At 64.0% G+C, this 17,023-nt stretch carries 14 protein-coding genes; 9 read left to right on the forward strand and 5 right to left on the reverse strand.

The features are described 5' to 3' along the window. The first annotated feature begins 19 nt into the window (after positions 1–19). Genes VGN93_RS09240 through VGN93_RS09250 form a run of 3 tightly spaced genes read left to right on the forward strand, consistent with a single transcriptional unit; the run spans position 20 to position 3,259 of the window. Entirely contained in the window at positions 20–1,525 is a 1,506-nt protein-coding gene (locus VGN93_RS09240; protein WP_327507246.1) for a sugar ABC transporter ATP-binding protein, read from the forward strand. Next, complete coding sequence (locus VGN93_RS09245; protein ID WP_327507247.1) at positions 1,513–2,502, forward strand: ABC transporter permease; 990 nt, start codon at positions 1,513–1,515, stop codon at positions 2,500–2,502. The genes VGN93_RS09240 and VGN93_RS09245 overlap by 13 nt, the downstream gene beginning before the upstream one ends. Before the next feature lie 4 nt (positions 2,503–2,506). Then, entirely contained in the window at positions 2,507–3,259 is a 753-nt protein-coding gene (locus VGN93_RS09250) for an enoyl-CoA hydratase/isomerase family protein (protein WP_327507248.1), read from the forward strand. A gap of 57 nt (positions 3,260–3,316) precedes the next feature. Here VGN93_RS09250 and VGN93_RS09255 read toward each other — a convergent pair whose 3' ends face one another. Next, a complete protein-coding gene (locus VGN93_RS09255; protein WP_327507249.1) occupies positions 3,317–4,231 on the reverse strand; it encodes a LysR family transcriptional regulator in 915 nt (304 codons plus the stop codon). Between the two features lie 123 nt (positions 4,232–4,354). Here VGN93_RS09255 and VGN93_RS09260 point away from each other — a divergent pair, with 123 nt between their 5' ends. Beyond that, positions 4,355–5,095 carry an SDR family oxidoreductase gene (locus tag VGN93_RS09260; RefSeq protein WP_327507250.1) on the forward strand — a complete coding sequence of 247 codons (741 nt, stop codon included), beginning with the start codon at positions 4,355–4,357 and terminating at the stop codon, positions 5,093–5,095. Positions 5,096–5,224: 129 nt separating this feature from the next. On the opposite strand, the gene VGN93_RS09265 is transcribed toward VGN93_RS09260, so the two are convergent. The 4 genes from VGN93_RS09265 to mprF all read right to left on the reverse strand — a co-directional run bounded on the left by VGN93_RS09265 (position 5,225) and on the right by mprF (position 11,566). Beyond that, complete coding sequence (locus VGN93_RS09265) at positions 5,225–6,730, reverse strand: DegQ family serine endoprotease (protein ID WP_327507251.1); 1,506 nt, start codon at positions 6,728–6,730, stop codon at positions 5,225–5,227. Between the two features lie 145 nt (positions 6,731–6,875). After that, positions 6,876–7,289, reverse strand: a complete 414-nt coding sequence (locus VGN93_RS09270) for a hypothetical protein (protein ID WP_327507252.1) — start codon at positions 7,287–7,289, stop codon at positions 6,876–6,878. A gap of 315 nt (positions 7,290–7,604) precedes the next feature. Then, complete coding sequence (locus tag VGN93_RS09275; protein ID WP_327507253.1) at positions 7,605–8,972, reverse strand: virulence factor family protein; 1,368 nt, start codon at positions 8,970–8,972, stop codon at positions 7,605–7,607. Next, positions 8,969–11,566, reverse strand: a complete 2,598-nt coding sequence (mprF, locus tag VGN93_RS09280) for a bifunctional lysylphosphatidylglycerol flippase/synthetase MprF (RefSeq protein WP_327507254.1) — start codon at positions 11,564–11,566, stop codon at positions 8,969–8,971. Before mprF ends, VGN93_RS09275 begins: the two co-directional genes overlap by 4 nt. Positions 11,567–11,784: 218 nt before the next feature. Between mprF and VGN93_RS09285 the strand changes: the two genes are divergently transcribed. The 5 genes from VGN93_RS09285 (at position 11,785) to VGN93_RS09305 (ending at position 17,023) form a co-directional block, all read left to right on the forward strand. Beyond that, positions 11,785–12,762 carry an AraC family transcriptional regulator gene (locus VGN93_RS09285; RefSeq protein WP_327507255.1) on the forward strand — a complete coding sequence of 326 codons (978 nt, stop codon included), beginning with the start codon at positions 11,785–11,787 and terminating at the stop codon, positions 12,760–12,762. A gap of 186 nt (positions 12,763–12,948) precedes the next feature. Continuing rightward, a complete protein-coding gene (locus VGN93_RS09290) occupies positions 12,949–14,226 on the forward strand; it encodes a sugar ABC transporter substrate-binding protein (RefSeq protein ID WP_327507256.1) in 1,278 nt (425 codons plus the stop codon). Positions 14,227–14,291: 65 nt separating this feature from the next. After that, positions 14,292–15,155: a sugar ABC transporter permease gene (locus VGN93_RS09295; protein WP_327507257.1), complete on the forward strand. Its 864-nt coding sequence runs from the start codon at positions 14,292–14,294 to the stop codon at positions 15,153–15,155. Continuing rightward, positions 15,152–15,964: a carbohydrate ABC transporter permease gene (locus VGN93_RS09300; RefSeq protein WP_327507258.1), complete on the forward strand. Its 813-nt coding sequence runs from the start codon at positions 15,152–15,154 to the stop codon at positions 15,962–15,964. The genes VGN93_RS09295 and VGN93_RS09300 overlap by 4 nt, the downstream gene beginning before the upstream one ends. Before the next feature lie 15 nt (positions 15,965–15,979). After that, on the forward strand, positions 15,980–17,023 hold the full coding sequence (locus tag VGN93_RS09305; RefSeq protein WP_327507259.1) for an NAD(P)-dependent alcohol dehydrogenase: 1,044 nt from the start codon (positions 15,980–15,982) through the stop codon (positions 17,021–17,023).

The following is a 17,023-nucleotide window of genomic DNA, read 5'->3' on the forward strand; positions in this document are numbered from 1 at the left end:
ATCAGATCCGGAGTGCATCATGTCTGCATCCAACGCAGTGCCGCTCTTGAGCCTCAAGGGTGTCTCGAAGAGTTTTCCCGGCGTCAGGGCGCTTCAAAACGTCCATCTCGATCTCTATCCGGGCGAAATCCACGCCCTGATGGGCGAGAACGGTGCTGGAAAATCGACGCTCCTCAAGGTCATGTTCGGTGCTCACGCCGCGGATGAAGGCACGTTTGAACTCTCCGGTGCGCCGGTCTCGATCCGAGGTCCTGTCGATGCCCTGCACAAGGGCATCTCCATGGTCCACCAGGAACTGAGCCTCGTGCCGCAATTGTCGGCCGTCCAGAACATCGTGCTTGGACGCGAGAAATCCGTCGCGGGGTTCATCGACTGGGCGGCGGCGCGGCGCGAGGCCCTGGCCGCGCTTGCACGGCTCGATTTCCAGGGCAATCCCCACATACCGATCGCGCGTCTCAGCGTCGGCCAGCAGCAGACGGTCGAACTGGCCCGCGCCATCGCCGCCAATGCCAAGATCATCATCCTCGACGAGCCGACGGCGAGCTTGAGCACGAAGGAATCGGAAAAGCTTTTCACAATCCTGCGGGAACTGCGCGCGGACGGGCATGCGCTCGTCTATGTCTCGCACCGCCTCGCCGAAGTGTTCGACCTCGCCGACCGTGCGACGGTGCTGCGCGACGGCCAGTATGTCGGCACGCTTTTGCGCGGGCCGGATCTCAACGAGACCTCCCTGGTCAAGATGATGGTCGGCCGGTCCCTCGAGGATTTCGCGATCGAGCACCAAGCCAAACTCGGCGACGTCGCCCTCAAGGTCGATCGTTTGACGCGCAACGGCGTCTTCGAGGATATCGGCTTCGCAGTCCGCAGAGGCGAGATCGTCGGCATGGCCGGCATGGTCGGTGCTGGCCGGACGGAAGTTGCCCGCTGCATCTCCGGGGCCGACCGCATCGATGCCGGATCGATTTCCGTCAATGGCAAGGTGCTTTCCCTGAAGTCGCCGAGCGATGCGGTGCGGGCGGGCATCGCCTTCCTCACCGAGGACCGCAAGCACCAGGGGCTCGCGCTGCGCATGTCGCTGGCCCAGAACGCGACACTGACCCGCGTTCCGACCCGCTTCGGTTTCATCAACCGGTCCAAGCAGAACGCCGACGCAAAGGAAGCCTTGGCCTCGGTTGGGGCGAAGATGCCCACGTCTCGTCTCGCGGGCCAGCTCAGCGGCGGCAACCAGCAGAAGGTCGTGCTTGCAAAATGGCTCCTCAGCGGATGCGACATCTTCATTTTCGATGAGCCCACGCGCGGTATCGATGTCGGCGCCAAGGCCGAAATCTACGCGCTGATGCGTGACCTTGCCGACAAGGGTGCGGCCATTCTCATGATTTCATCGGACCTCCCGGAGGTCCTTCGAATGAGCGATCGGGTGCTGGTGATGCGCGAAGGCGCGCTCGCCGGCGAAGTCGCTCGTGCTGATGCAACGGAAGAGCGGATCATCGCATTCGCGAGTGGAGGAAACGCATGGCAAAGCTAGAGACAGCCAATGTGGCAGCCGGAAATGCTACGGTTCAGAAGTGGTCGGTCCGCCGCCTTTTCAGCGAATGGCGGGAGCTCGGAATCATCGTCGCGCTCATCGCGACGGTGCTGGCGTTTACCGCGATCGACCCTGAATTTCTGAGCGGCTACAATCTGGTCAACATCGTGCTTCAGGCATCGGTCACGGCCATCCTGGCGATGGCGGTGACCTTCGTCATCATCACCGGAGGGATCGATCTTTCGATCGGCACGGCACTCGCACTGTCGGCCGTCGTCTGCGGACTGCTGATGTCGCAAGGCTATCCCTTGCCCGTCGTCGTGCTGGGCACGCTCGCCGCGGGCGCTCTCGCTGGTTTGTTCAACGGCACGATCATTACGCTTAGCGGCATCACGCCATTCGTCGTGACCCTCGGTTCGATGAGCATCTTCTCGGGTCTTGCCCTCATCGTGTCTGGTGGCCAGACCGTCTATGGCATCCCGCCGGAGTTCAGCGATTTGCTGGCCGGCCGGATCGGACCGATCCCGACGCCCATCGTCATCGCCTTCGTCGTTCTTGCTGTCGCTTCGATCGTCATGAAGACCACGAAACTCGGCGAATATCTGATTGCCCTCGGGGGTGCGCGCGAAGTCGCGCGCCTTGCCGGCATCAAGGTCGGGTTCTACACGGCGATCGCCTATGTGATCTCCAGTTCGCTTGCTGCCGTCGCCGCCATGGTCACGGTCGGGCGCCTGGGTGCTGCCGACCCCGCCCTCGGTGCCGACCTTCTCCTTCCGGCAATTGCCGCAGCTGTCATGGGCGGCGCCGATCTGAACGGTGGCGAGGGAAGCATGCTGGGCGCGGTCATCGGCGCTCTGCTGATCGCCACCTTGCAGGCGGGGCTCACCTTCCTCAACGTCCAGGCCTTCTACCAGCAGGTCGCGATCGGTGTGGTCATCATTCTCGCCCTGTTGTCGAACCGGCTTCAGAAGGCTTGATGCGATGTCCCATCTGAAGATCGAAACCGACGAGCGCGGATGCCGAACCCTTTGGCTCGACCGGCCGGCAAAGAGGAACGCGCTCGATGAGGCCCTGCTTTCGGACCTGCTCAATGCGGCTATCGCGGCTCGTACGACGCCCGATCTTCGGCTTGTCGTCCTGCGGTCCACGTCGAGCATGTTCTGCGCGGGCGCCGACCTGAACGACTGGGCGGATGTCACGCCGTTCAACGCGCAGCGCCTCTCTCTCCTTGGCGCAAAAGCGTTTCGGGAACTGGCGGACCTGCCGGTTCCCGTGGTGGTCGTCGTCGAGGGGGCTGCGCTCGGCGGCGGCTTCGAGCTTGCCCTGGCGGGCGATATCCGTATCGCGACGACGCAGGCGCGGTTCGGATTTCCCGAAGCCCGCCTCGGCAACACACCGGCATGGGGAGGCGTCCCGCGCCTTGCGAAACTCGCCGGCGCCGGCACGATGTTCGACGTCCTCCTGACCGGAGATCCGATCGATGGGGAACGCGCCGAACGTCTCGGGATCGTGCAGCGCCTCTGCACACCGGAAGAACTGGACGCGAGGCTGAATGCCCTGATCGACAGCCTTCTCGCTTGCGATACCACGACGCAGGGCTTCATCAAGGCGATGTTCGGCAACCCCGATGCGCTCATCGCAGCCCAGGAAGCCGCCTTGGCCGGCTTCACCGCCACCCGCGAGGAAGCAAGCGCACGCAAGCAGGCCTTCCTTGCAAGCCGTCGCAAGAGCTAGAACACCGCCTCTCGCAAACACGGCCGACGGTCTGCGATCACCACAGCAAAAGAAGTTTCAGCTGCTGTGTTTTGCAGTATCGCCTTGGCGTGCGGCAAATTCGCGGGTCAGCCAGTCGATGAAGACGCGCACGCGCGGCGACAACTGGCGGCTGCGAGGATAGAGCAGCGATACAGGTGTGCGGGTCGGCGGATTGGCCGGCAGGATTGCGACAAGCGTACCTTGTCTCAGGTCCTCCTCCAGCGAATAGCGTGGTGCCTGCATGATGCCGAGGCCGAGGCGCGCCGCAGCCGCAAGCGTATCGGCACCATTGACCGATACGAGCGCCGGCAGGGAAATGCTACGGATTGCACCGTCCACGGTGAACTCCAGCGGCAGCAATCCGCCGATCGCCGTCGACCAGAAACCGATCATCTGGTGACCACTCAGATCGTCGATGCTCTGCGGCAGGCCGAAGCGCTCGATATAATCAGGCGAAACACAGGTGACCTCCTCCAGAAGCGTGACCCGCCGCGCGATCATATCGCTATCCTGCAAATCACCGACGCGCAGCACGCAATCGATCCCTTCGCGGATGAGGTCGACCAGCCTGTCGCCCTCGCTCATATACATCTGGATATCCGGATATTGCGCCAGGAATGCCGGCAGTCCGGGCAGGACGAAGTGCCGGGCGAGCTTGCCGTGCACATCGACCCGCAGCAGACCCTTCGGCTTGGCCCCGGCAAAGGCGCCTTCCGCATCTTCGATATCGGAGAGGATGGTCAGGCAGCGGCGATAATAGGCCTCGCCGTCGAGCGTCGGACTGACATGCCGGGTCGTGCGTTGCAGTAGGCGCACCCCGAGCCGCGCTTCGAGCTGCTTGACGGCGTCGGTCACGGTCGAGCGCGGAAGGCCGGTGTCTGCGGCGGCCAGTGTAAAGCTGCGCCGCTCCACCACCCGCGAGAACACCCGCATTGCATCAAATCTGTCCATTGGAGATTGTTCGCCATTTTCGGATAGTGATGCCGAACAATGGCTGATTACCCGCGGGATGAAAAGCGGCATCTTCTCCTTATCGAAAACGCGCTGCGGCGCAAATCACCCAGGAGAATGAAAATGACCGACAACAGCAACAAAGTCGCCATCGTCACCGGCGCTTCCCGCGGCATCGGCGCAGCCATCGCGGAACGCCTCGCCAAGGACGGCTTTACCGTCGTGATCAACTATTCCGGCGACGCCGCTCCGGCCGAGGCACTGGCCCGGGAAATCGAAGACAAAGGTGGCCGGGCGCTGACGGCGAAAGCCGATGTCAGCGATGCAGAAGCGGTGCGCCGCATGTTCGATGCGGCAGAAGAGGCCTTTGGTGGTGTCGACGTTCTCGTCAACAATGCCGGTATCATGATGCTCTCGCCGCTCGCCGAAAGCACCGACGCCCTGTTCGATCGCCAGATCAACGTCAACCTCAAGGGCACCTTCAACACCCTGAGAGAAGCCGCCAAGCGCCTGCGGAACGGTGGCCGGATCGTGAATTTCTCGACCAGCGTCGTCGGCCTGAAGCTGGAGAACTACGCCGTCTATGCCGCCGCCAAGGCTGCGGTCGAGACGTTGACCGCCATCCTGTCAAAGGAACTGCGCGGCCGCTCGATCACAGTCAACGCGGTCGCCCCCGGCCCGACAGCGACCGATCTCTTCCTCAACGGCAAGAGCGACGACCTGATCGCTCGCATGTCGAAGATGAACCCGCTCGAACGCCTCGGAACCCCCGAAGATATCGCCTCGTCCGTCGCCTTTCTCACCGGCCCGGACGGTGCCTGGATCAACGGCCAAGTGCTGCGCGCCAATGGCGGCATGATCTGAGCCGCTCCCCTTCAACGATTTTTTGAAACCCATTGCCCTACGGGAAGCCCTGTGCGGTGTCGCGCAGAGCAAAGGCGGTAGGATAGCCGTCCAGCAAAGGCTGGACGGCTATCGATAGTCCGAGACCGCCTAGCCGGCCGCAAACGGAACCGTCACGAAGCTCTGCTGATCCTGCCGCTGGACGAGGAGCAGGACAGCCTTGCGGCCCGCCTTGCCAGCCTCAGCGACGGCCGTCTTGGCTTCGCTGGCCGACTCGACCGGCTTCTGGTTCACCGAGAGGATGACATCGCCCGGCTGGAGGCCGGCGTCGGCGGCGGGCTTGTCGGGGTTGACGCCCTCGACGACCGCGCCGTTTTCACCGTTCGGCAGGCCGAGCGATTGGCGCATGTCCGCCGTCAGATCGCCGAGCTGCACGCCGATGGTCGGCACGCGTTGCGCCGCCTTGCCGGATTTGCCGCCGGCATCGGCCAGCACCTGCCGGCCACCGTCGTCATTGGTGCCGATGGTGATCGACAGGTCCTTATCGCCGCCATCGCGCCAGACCGTCAGGCTTTCCTTCGCGCCGGGGCTGAGATCGGCGACCATGCGCGAGAGATCGCGCGGCGAGGTCACCGCCTTGCCGCCGAGCGCAGTGATCACGTCGCCGGAACGGACACCGGCCTTGCCGGCCGGCGTGCCGTCATCGACCTTCGCCACCAGTGCGCCCGCAGGCTTGGCAAGCCCGATCGCATCGGCGATGTCGGCGGTCACCGGCTGGATCTGCACGCCGATGAAGCCGTGTTCGATCGAGCCGTCCTTCATCAGCTTGGCGACGACCGCCTGCGCCTGGTTGGAGGGGATGGCGAAGCCGACGCCGACGCTGCCGCCGTTCGGCGAGTAGATCGCCGTGTTGATGCCGACGACCTTGCCGTCCGGGCCGACGAGCGGGCCGCCGGAATTGCCGTGGTTGATCGGCGCATCGATCTGGATGAAATCGTCATAGGGGCCGCTGTGCAGGTCGCGGCCGCGGGCCGAGACGATGCCGGCCGTCACCGTCGTGCCGATGCCGAAGGGGTTGCCGATGGCAAGGATCGGATCGCCGGCGCGCAAACTGTCCGATTCCCCCCAGCCGATCGTCGCGAGCGGCTTGTCGCTGTCGATCTTCAGCACGGCGAGGTCCGATTTCGGGTCCGCGCCGATGAGTTTGGCCGGCAGTTCCGTGCCGTCGTCGAGCGTCACCTTGATGGTGTTCGCCTTGTCGATGACGTGGTTGTTGGTGACGATGTAGCCGTCGCTCGTCAGCACGAAGCCGGAGCCGAGCGCCTGGGCCTTTTCGGCAGACCGCGGCTGCGGCATCTGCCGCTGGCCGAAGAAATCGCGGAATTGCTGGTCGAAGGGCGAGTTGCCGCCGAAGGGGGAGGCGCCGTCGGCACTGGCGTCTTCCGCGCTGAGGGTCGTCATGATGGTGACGACGGCGGGCTTGTCGGCCGATACGACCGAGGCAAAGGAGCCCTCGGCAAGCGCCGAGCCGAAGTTTTGCGGCGCGGCGGCGTGTGCGGACTTTGTGCCGAGCAGGCCGGAGGCGGCCACCGGCACTACCAGCAGGGCAACGCCGAAGAGCGCTGCGACGCGATGTTTTTCAAGAATTCTAGTCATGGTCGTCTTCCTTGTTCGGTGCTCCGGTGCCTGCGAGACAGGCGCCGGAGCGTACGAGACCGGGCCGCAGGTGCAGGGCGGCCGCTCTCGTGTTCAGGGCTGGAGGGTGAAGTCAGGTCGAATGCCGCCAACCGGCACCGAAGGGTCAGCTCAACCGAGCGATATCCTGGTCGAGCTTGCGGATTTCGCCCTTGAGGCGTCGGTACGTGGCGTTCGGGATCATACCGTCATGGGAGTTGGCGGCGGCCATTGCCTGGCTGTGAATGCTACCGGTTTCGCTTTCGAGTTTGCGCGCGGCGCTGGCCGACAACCGTTGCATGGCCTCGTCTTGTTGTATCTTTTCGTCGGCTGAACGCAGACCGATGAGAACCTGGTTGAGGCGCGGCTTGTAGAGGAGCGCTGGCATATACTGCGATGATGCCTGGGGATCGGTAGTATCGTGATCATGGGTCTGAACCCGCCCCGAGGGAGGCTCGTGCCGGTCGGCGGCGAAGGCGCCGCCTGCGGCAAGCGAGAGAGCGATGGCGGTAAAGGTGATGGTTTTCAATGTCGAGCGCATGATGCGTATCCTCGAAGAAGGGGGATAGGTGCCCCCCAGCAGGCTGTCCGGTGCCGTCGCGTCGCGGTTTCCTTCCCGCCGGCGGCATCCAGCCTGACATCATCTATAGGCCCGCCCGGCCGGCCGGGTCATGTTACAATTAAATAAAGTTTCGAAGGCGATTCTCGCCAAACTATTGCCCGGATCGAGGAAATCGCTTCTTCGGGTTTTCAAGATTTCCTTTCTAATTCAAAGGCTTGTTTTCCCATGCGCCGCGCTTGGCCGCTATGGCGCGCATGAACGATCTGTAATCTTTCCCCGGGGCCTCGACCGTGACTACTGCTGAGCCAGCCGCGCCTTCAGCCCATCGATGATGCGCCCGGCAAGACCTTCATAGTCATTGTCGAAATGATGCCCGCCTTCGATGGCGATCGACTGCACGCCGAAGGGCTTCAGGGTCGGGCAGGGGTCGTCCTCTTCCTCCGTGCCGTAGATGCACTGCACCAGTTTCGGGTCGATCCGGGCGATGTCGTCGACCGGATCGCCGCCCGCCCCGGCGCCGGCAACCCCGAGCCAGCCCGACACGGAAACCTCGTAATCGACCTGGCGGGAGAGCGCCATCAGCGTCACCTGCGACACGCGCGCCCGGTCCTCGGGCGGGAGAAGGTTGTAGGTGGCCGGCAGGATGTCGGCGCCGAAGGAATAGCCGACGAGCAGCACATGTTTGACGTTCCAGGTCTTACGGTAGGTGTCGACGATGCGGGCAAGGTCGTCGGCCGTCTCCTGCGGCTTGCGCTCGGACCAGAAGTAACGAAGCGAATCCACGCCGACGACGGGAATGCCGCGCTGTTGCAGGGCGCCGGCCACCTGCTTGTCGATATCGCGCCAGCCGCCGTCGCCGGAATAGACCACGGCCATCGTGTCGAAGGCCGGCGTCGCCTTGAGGATAGCGAGCGGCAGGCCGAGCGGCGTCTCGGTATCGCCAGCCGCATCCACCCGGTCGGCGAGCGCCTGCGACAGCGCATCGGCCGCCGATGCGGTCTCGTCGCGCACATCGATATCCGCATGAGCCTGTTTCAGCGCATTGACATGGTCACGGCCGTCCTGCGGCGCCTTGCTGGTCAAAAGCACGGTCACGGGGGCGGGCAGCGCACCGTCGGTAAGGCCGTAGACCGTGCGGTCTCCCGCCTTGGCCTTGGAGGCGGGCGTGCACAAAACCTTGTCGAGCGGGATGCCGGCTTCGGGATCGACCGCGATCGCCTCGCCGATCGTCGCCGCTGGGCTTTGCGCGATCATGGCGAGCGCCAGCGCGCCGCCTTCGCCGGTGCCGGCGACGATGGGCGGGTTATAGCGTGTCGCGCCGCCGGCGCGCTGCACCTGATGGGCGAGCGCCTCGATGTCGGAGATCATATAGACGCAGTCGCCCTTGTCGGCCTGCAACGTCTCGAGATAGGTCGGGAAATCGATGCCGATGACGGCGGCGCCGTTGGCGACGAGGTCTGCGGCCTGCTTGTCCTCTTCCGCGCCCCACCCAGCGGCGTCCGAGATCAGGAAGACGCTCGCGCCCGGCGCACCCTCCGGCATGAGAATATGGTCGGCGGGGATCATGCCGGTCACGAACGCCTGCTTGTCCTGCGCGGCCGTGGCGAGCGGCAGACTGCAGGCAAGCAGGCCGGCGGCTGCGAGACGGTGAACGATCTTCATTTGGAAATCACTCCTTTGACGCCACCGCCGATGAGAAAGGTCACGTCCATCAGGGCGAGCACCGCGCCCGAGCCGTTCGATACCGCAAGATAACGCGGCTCCCAGCGGGGATGGAATTTCGACTTGAAGGCGCGCAGGCCCTTGAAATTGTAGAAGCGTTCGCCGTGCTCGAACAGCGTGCCGCCGACGCGGTCCCAGACCGGCGCCGCCTCGCGCCGCGCCATGCCGGAAAGCGGCGCCATGCCGAGGTTGAACCGGCGGTAACCCGCCGCGCGCAGATATTCCAGGATGCTGGCGAAGAGGAAATCCATCGTGCCCTTCGGCGCCTCCGGGGCAAAGCGCATCAGGTCCACCGTCGCCTCCGCCTTGGTGTCCGTCACCATCAGCGTGGCGAAGGCGACGATACGCTCCTCCAGCCGCACCACGACGACGGGCTGCGCCAGCACATAGGCGTCCTCGAAGGCGCCGAGCGAGAAAGTCTTTTCCTTGGCATTGTGATGGTCGAGCCAGCCATCGGATACCGCCCTGAGATCGGGCAGGATCGCCGCGACCTCGACGGGTGGGACGACGGCGAAGGTGAGGCCGTCGCGCTGGCCGCGATTGTAGGATTGCCGCAGATTGGCGAAGCGGCTGCCCTTCATCTCGAATTGCGCCAGGTCGATGATGGCGAGTTCGCCGAGCTTGAAGGCGCGCAGCCCCACATCGGCGCAGGCAGAAAGCAGGCTCGGCGAGATCTGGTAGAAGGACGCGCGTCCCCCGCCCGCCCGTGCCGCGGCGACGAACTGCCAGACGAGTTCCGCGAATTCCTCTTCCATGCCGATCGGGTCGGCGAGCGCGATCCAGGAGCGGCCGTGAATGCCGTACATGATGTAGGATTTTCCGGAGGGGGAGAAAAGCAGCCGCTTGTCGCCCATGCGAACGAGATTGGCGTCCGCCATGTCCTGACCGAGGGTGATGGCGACGGCCTTGTCCAGTTCCTCCGGCGTCGGGCCCTGCGTGCGGAAATGCGCCGGTCTGAGCAGGCTGAACAGCGCCAGTGCCGAAGCGGCAATGGCAAGGCCGAGGAGAGCTCGAAGGCCGCGCGGCGCCTCCTGCGAGAATTCGAACTGCCACCAGAGTTCATGCGCATATTCCGTATCGCGATAGACGAAGAGCAGGATAAGCGCGGCGGTGACGAGGACGACGGCGATGGCCGCAAGCCAGGACGGCCCGAGCGCCTGGCGGAGCAGCGACGAATGCCGGTCGAAGGAACGCGCATTGGCCAGCAGCGCAACGATGAACAGGGCGAGAAGCCCGGCCTCGAACACTGCGACAGCCTTGAGGAAAGCGAAGGCGAAGGCGACGGATGCGCCGGCGAGCGCCACCCACCAGGCGCCATCCAGCCGCTGGCCGAGGCCGCGGGCGGCGACGATCAGCAGGAGGCCGAGCAGGCTCGACAGGAAATGCGCACCTTCGATGATGGGCAGGGGCAGGTAGATCGAGAGGAAATCGAGGTCGGAACCGGGCGTCGGCACCACGCTCGAAAAGATCAGCATCGCGCCGAGTATCAGAGAGAGCGTCGAGATCAGTGCCGGGGCGAGCTTGCCGGCGAGCTGTGCGGCCTCCGCCACGCCGGGTTTCAGCGCGAGCTGCCGCATTTCGGTGATCAGCAGCAGGATGGTCGCCAAGAGCAGCGGCAGCACATAATAGATCAGCCGGTAGAGCACGAGGCTGCCGAGCAACTGGTCGATACCGATGGCATTGGAGAGCCCCGCCATGATGACCGCCTCGAAGACGCCGAGGCCCGCCGGAACGTGGCTGAGCACGCCGAAGCCGATTGCCACCGCGTAGATGGCGAGGAAGGTCGGCCAGCCGACATGGGTTTCCGGCAGCAGCACATAGAGCACGGAGGCGGCCGCCGCGATGTCGAAGGCCGAGACGAGGAACTGGCGGGAGGCGGTGCGGCTGTCGGGCAGGCGCAGGCTGAGGCTCCCGATGCCGACCGGCCTGCCGTTGCGGCCCGCGTAGAACACAGCGATCAGGGCGGCCAGCACGAGGAGGGCGATGGCGCGCAGCCAGACGGCATCGATGCCGAGAATGCCGGCTACACGCGGGGCGACGGCGAGCGTCGCAAGCGCGCTGACAGAGAGCAGGCCGAGGCCGAAGGCGAGGGTGACGAAGGCGATGACGCGGGCGATCTCGCCCGGCGCAAGGCCGAGGCGGGAATAGGCACGAAAACGGATCGCCCCACCGCTGAGCGGCCCAAAACCCACCGTATTGCCGACAGCATAGGCCATGAAGGCCGTCACGGCGACCGAGGGGAAGGGGATGCGGCGGCCGACATGGTCGAGCGCGTTGGCATCATAGAAAACCAGCGCAAGAAAACTGAGGCCGGTAAAGACCGCCGCCAGCGCAATGGCGCTCCAGGAGGTCGCCGAAAGCGCCGCCAGCACCTCCTCGTAGCGCACCTCCGCCGTCAGCCGGTAAATGGCGAAGGCGACGAGGGCGAAGACGAAGAGGCTCGCCGCCCCGAGGACATAGAGCCGATATGTCAGGAACAACCGGACAAACCGCGACGACCGATCTTCGGCAACCACACTCTTCTCGTCCATCATGTTCCGATCCGCGTTGAGCTGACGGGGCCGCATCCTAGTCGCAGATGTGGCAAATGTCGGACAATTCTTGGCGCGGCCGACGATTCCGCGATAGCGTCTTGATGGAGACCTACAACTGACTCCTTCATTGCTCGGTGCCTCCCGGGAATCGACTCGGTCGATTGCCCGGGTCGGCATTTGACGCCACAATGCAAGTGGACCCACCGCAGGAGCAGAACGTGGCCACGCTCACCAAGATACGTGAACCGAAGACCAGCATGGACCTGAGGTCCGGCCCGTTCGCCTCAAGCCCGCCGACCTTCGAGCACATCATCACAGGGATCGACGAGAGCTTTCTCTGGCGGCTCGACGATTATCCCTGGGAGCGCAATGTCTGGAATTTCCACCCGGAATTCGAAATCCATCTGATCCGCAAGGGGGAGGGCGTTGCCTTTGTCGGCGACTATATCGGTGCCTTCTCCGCCACCTATCTCACCGTGATCGGCAGTGACCTGCCGCACGACTGGGTGACGATGACCGCGCCGGGGGAGGTGATCGAAGGGCGGGAGGTTGTCGTGCAGTTCCATCCGGACCGCATCCGCGAGGCAACGCGGCTGTTGCCGGAATTTGCCCAGCTGGAGGACTTTTTCGCCCGTGCGCAGCGGGGTCTCGTGTTCAACGGCGAGACGCTGGTGAAGGGCGCGGACCTCGTCGAGCGCATGGGAACGGAAAAAGGTGTGGCGCGGCTTGCGCTCTTCCTGCAATTGCTCGATCTGCTCGCCGGCTCTGCGGAATACGAAATCCTCTCCTCGCCGGAATATTCGCCGAAGCTCGATGCCGAAACGCTCGATGCCCTCCAGCGCGCGCTCGTCTTCATCTACCGCAATTTCGCGGCCGACATTCGCCTGTCCGACGTCGCCGATCTTGCCGGCATGAGCGAAAGCGCCTTTTCGCGCTTCTTCAAGAAGAATACCGGCAACACCTTTACCGACCACGTCAACAAGCTGCGCATCTGGCAGGCGTGCAAGCTTCTGGCGGAAAGCGACATGCCGATCACCGACATCTGCTTCGAGGTCGGCTACATGAATATCTCCAATTTCAACCGGACATTCCTGCGCCAGCACCGCATGACGCCCTCGGCCTATCGCCGGCTGACGCCGCAGCGCCGCCCCCTGCGCGATGACCTGTCACCGCCCAATGAAACCTTGCGCAGATAGAAGCTTTTTTTCGCAATGCAGCATAATATCCCGCATTAAAGTACATAATATCTGCATCAGGCGCGCTAGTTCCCGAAATTTCCTGCGCTAGTATCCGTGTTAGCGAAGATATTCGCTGACAGATTGGCGCCGGCCACGAGGAGGTCGTGCCGCGCCGACCATCGGATCCTTAGGGGAGGTTCATCCATGACATCCGTGAAGACGCTCGTTTCGAGCATCGCCTACGCATGCCTTCTTGCCAGCTCGGTCTCGTCCATTGCGCTGGCCGCCGAATGCTCCGGCACGATCCGCGTGCTTGCCCAGCCACGCGAAGGCCTGACGCTTCTGGAAAACTACAAGGACGAATTCGCAACGCTTTCCGGCGGCGCATCGTTCGAGATCGACTATCTCAACGAGAACGACCGGCGTGCCAAGACCAAGGCGGACGCGTCCACCATCGGCAAGTACAATGTGTACTATATCGACGAGGCGAACGTTGCGCTTTTTGCGTCCGCGGGCTGGGTCTCGCCGCTGGCGGACTACTATCCTGAAGAATACGACTACGCCGATTTCGACCCGGGCCGCCAGAAGGTCGCGACCTATGACGGCAAGGTCTGGTTCGCGCCGCTGACGGGCGGCGGCGACCTTCTGGTCTACCGCAAGGATCTCCTGGAAGCTGCCGGCGTCAAACCGCCGACGACGCTCGACGAGATGAAGGAAGCCGTCCAGAAGCTGCACCAGCCGGACAAGGGCATCTACGGCATTGCGCTGCGCGGCCAGCGCGGCTCCGGCGCGAATGTCTGGCGCTGGATGCCGTATTTCAAGGGCTTTGGCGGCGAATGGTTCGATGGCGACACGCCCAAGTTCAACAGCGAGGCGGCCGTCAAGGCCACGGAGACCTATCTCGAGCTGTTCAAATATTCCGCTCCGGGCACGCAAACCGGCGGCTGGGACGAGTCGGTCGGCGCATTCACCTCCGGCCAGGTCGCGATGCTGGTGGAATCGACACCGCTGGTCGGCATGGCGATAGACCCGAAGTCGTCGCAGGTTGCCGGCAAGGTCGGCTACCTGCCGCCGCCGACGCCGCTTACCGGCGGCGGTTACGGTCACGGTCTAGCCATTGGCACCAAGGCCAACGCGGATGATGCGTCGAAAGCCTGTGCCGGCCTTTTCATCGCCTGGGCGACGTCCAAGGAGAACGAACAGCGCCGTCTGGAAGCAAACCAGTTCAGCGAACTCAACCGCACCAGCATCATGACGAGCGAGACCTTCGCCAAGCTCTACGGCCCCGATCTCGGCCAGGCGCTGGCCGATACGGGCAAGGTCACGGCCGTCAACTTCTGGCAGAGCCCGCTCTGGCCCGATCTCGGCGACCGCTGGGGCATCATCCTGGAAGAGCTGATCGCCGGTTCGCGCACGGACATCAAGGATGGCCTGAACGAACTCGAAGGCTTTGCCAAGGACCTCGTCGCCCGCAACCAGTGAGCCTTTGAGCCGCGCGGCCGCTTCGCCTCCCGAGACGGCGGCCGCGCGATCTTGAGGAAATGTCCATGAAATCCAGAACCAGTCTGCCCGCCGTCTTCCTGGCGCCGCCGCTTGCCATCCTCGCGGTACTCGCCTTCGTGCCGACGGCCTATGCCATCTATATCTCCTTCCGCAACCGCGAACTCAGCCGTCCCGATGGCAGCTTCGTCGGGCTTCAGAACTATTTCGACCTGTTTTCCGATCGCCGCTTCATCAACGCGGTCGGCGTGTCGCTGACCTGGGAGGTCGTCACCGTCACGCTGACGCTCCTCGTCGCGATCGCTCTCGGGATCCTGCTTTTCGAGTTCGCGTCGTCACGCATGCGCGCGGTCCTGACGCTGCTGTTTCTGGTGCCGGTCATCCTGCCGCGCGTCTCGGCCGCCTTCGTCTGGAAGTTCGCCTTCCATCCGCTCTATGGCATCATCACCTATCCCTACAAGGCGATCACCGGCCAGCCGCTGGATCTGCTTTCCAGCCCCGCCACGGCGCTGATGACGGTGGCTTTGGTCGATGTCTGGCAATGGGGCCTGTTCTTCGCGGTCATCGTGCTGAAGCTGCTCGAAACCCTGCCGCCGCAGCCCTTTGAGGCCGCGCGGCTCGACTATGCGCGCCCTTGGGAAGTCTATGCCTACGTCGCGCTGCCCATGCTCAAGGCGCCGCTCATCTCGCTTGCCTTCATCAAGATGATCGAGTCCCTGCGCGCCTTCGATCTTATCTATGTCATGACCCGCGGCGGCCCCGGCATCGCGACGGAAACGCTCGACATGTACGCCTTTTCGCAGGGCTTCATCGAGTCGGGTCGAATCTCCTACGCGTCCGGCATGGCGGTGCTGATAATGCTGGCGACGACCGTGATCTTCACGGTGATCTGGAAGAGGGTGAAGCCATGAGTGTTTCCCGTTTCCTCGGCAGGTCCGTGCTCTATCTCGCGGCCTTTTCCGCGGTTTTCCCCATGGTGTGGACCGTCATCAACGCCTTCAAGAACCGGGTGGATATCGTCACCCCCACGCCGCTCTTCATCTTCACGCCGACGCTCGATAACTTTGCCTATGTTCTGGGTCGGGAGAGCGTGGCGACCGGCCTCGTCAACTCGCTGCTCGCCGCCGGCGGCTCGGTGCTGATCGGCGCCCTGCTTGGCCTGCCCGCAGCCTATGCCATCGCCCGCTACCCGAACCGCTGGTCGGCGGACATCCAGTTCTTCGTTCTGTCCCTGCGCTTCCTGCCGCCGGTCGCGGTTGCGATCCCGCTCATGGTCATCTGGCTCGATCTCGGCTTCTACGATACCCGGCTATCGCTGATCCTGACCTATACTCTGTTGACGCTCGCAACCGTCATCTGGCTCGGCGTCCCCGCCTTTGCCCAGGTGCCGAAGGAGGTCGAGGAAGCGGCGCGTGTCGATGGCTACGGCCCCTATGCCGTCTTCCTGCGTGTGGCACTTCCGATCGCCTCGCGCTCGCTCATCGGCGCCGTCGCCTTCGCCTTCGTGCTGGTCTGGAACGAATTCCTGATCGCGCTGATGCTGACGACCTCGGATGCCAAGACACTGCCGATCGTCGCCTCGGAACTCACCCAGCTTGGCCGCGACGTGCCCTGGGGCATCCTCAATGCCTCGGTCGTGCTGCTCTCCATTCCACCGCTCCTGCTCGTCGGCATTCTGAGCGGCCTCCTCAACAATGCGTTCCGGCGCAACAGCAATTGATGACAGGAAAATTTCATGCAAGCCTTGGTTCTTGAAGAAAAGGGTGTGCTTGCCCTGCGCGACATCGACCTGCCGCTGACTGTCGGGCCGGATGATGTGAAGATCGCCATCCACACCGTCGGCGTCTGCGGCAGCGACGTGCACTACTATACGCATGGCGCAATCGGTCCATATGTGGTGCGCGCGCCCATGGTGCTCGGCCACGAGGCGGCGGGCACCGTTGTCGAAGTCGGCGAAAATGTACGCTCCCTTTCGGTCGGCGACCGGGTCTGCATGGAGCCCGGCGTTCCCGATCCCTCATCGCGCGCCTCCAAGCTCGGCCTCTACAATGTCGATCCGGCCGTCCGCTTCTGGGCGACGCCGCCGGTGCATGGTATTCTTGCGCCCTATGCGGTGCATCCCGCCGCCTTCACCTATCGCCTGCCGGACAATGTCTCCTTCGCGGAGGGCGCGATGGTCGAACCCTTCGCCATCGGCATGCAGGCCGCAACCCGTGCCCGCATCGTGCCCGGCGACGTCGGCGCGGTCATCGGCGCCGGCCCGATCGGCATCATGGTGGCGCTTGCGGCCCTTGCCGGCGGCTGCAGCCGTGTGCTGATTTCGGATTTCTCCGCGGAGAAGCTGGCGATCGCCGCCGCCTATCCGGGCATCGAGCCGGTGAAACTCACCGAGACCACCTTCGCCGCCGCCATCGCCAAGGCGACGGGAGGCTGGGGCGCCGACGTCGTTTTCGAGGCGAGCGGCAGCGCGAAAGCCTTTGAAGGCCTCTTCGATCTCGTGCGGCCGGGCGGCGCAGTCGTGCTGGTCGGCCTGCCGGTCGATACCGTGCGCTTCGACGTGCCGGGTGCCATTTCCAAGGAGGTGCGCGTCGAAACGGTCTTCCGCTACGCCAATGTCTTCGACCGCGCGCTCGAACTCATTGCCTCCGGCAAGGTCGACCTGAAGCCGCTGATCACCGGCACCTATGCCTTCGGAGAAAGCATCGCCGCCTTCGAGCGCGCCGTCGAGGCACGACCGACCGATGTGAAACTTCAGATCCGTGTGCAGGAGGAGAACTGA

The organism is Shinella sp., assembly GCF_035998705.1.
Taxonomy (GTDB): Bacteria; Pseudomonadota; Alphaproteobacteria; order Rhizobiales; family Rhizobiaceae; genus Shinella.

Coding starts and splice junctions, on each gene's coding strand:
- VGN93_RS09260 (WP_327507250.1), top strand. CDS start 4,355: ATGACCGACAACAGCAACAAAGTCGCCATCGTCACCGGCGCTTCCCGC.
- VGN93_RS09300 (WP_327507258.1), top strand. CDS start 15,152: ATGAGTGTTTCCCGTTTCCTCGGCAGGTCCGTGCTCTATCTCGCGGCC.
- VGN93_RS09255 (WP_327507249.1), bottom strand. CDS start 4,231: ATGGACAGATTTGATGCAATGCGGGTGTTCTCGCGGGTGGTGGAGCGG.
- VGN93_RS09295 (WP_327507257.1), top strand. CDS start 14,292: ATGAAATCCAGAACCAGTCTGCCCGCCGTCTTCCTGGCGCCGCCGCTT.
- VGN93_RS09250 (WP_327507248.1), top strand. CDS start 2,507: ATGTCCCATCTGAAGATCGAAACCGACGAGCGCGGATGCCGAACCCTT.
- VGN93_RS09290 (WP_327507256.1), top strand. CDS start 12,949: ATGACATCCGTGAAGACGCTCGTTTCGAGCATCGCCTACGCATGCCTT.
- VGN93_RS09240 (WP_327507246.1), top strand. CDS start 20: ATGTCTGCATCCAACGCAGTGCCGCTCTTGAGCCTCAAGGGTGTCTCG.
- mprF (WP_327507254.1), bottom strand. CDS start 11,566: ATGATGGACGAGAAGAGTGTGGTTGCCGAAGATCGGTCGTCGCGGTTT.
- VGN93_RS09245 (WP_327507247.1), top strand. CDS start 1,513: ATGGCAAAGCTAGAGACAGCCAATGTGGCAGCCGGAAATGCTACGGTT.
- VGN93_RS09305 (WP_327507259.1), top strand. CDS start 15,980: ATGCAAGCCTTGGTTCTTGAAGAAAAGGGTGTGCTTGCCCTGCGCGAC.
- VGN93_RS09265 (WP_327507251.1), bottom strand. CDS start 6,730: ATGACTAGAATTCTTGAAAAACATCGCGTCGCAGCGCTCTTCGGCGTT.
- VGN93_RS09270 (WP_327507252.1), bottom strand. CDS start 7,289: ATGCGCTCGACATTGAAAACCATCACCTTTACCGCCATCGCTCTCTCG.
- VGN93_RS09275 (WP_327507253.1), bottom strand. CDS start 8,972: ATGAAGATCGTTCACCGTCTCGCAGCCGCCGGCCTGCTTGCCTGCAGT.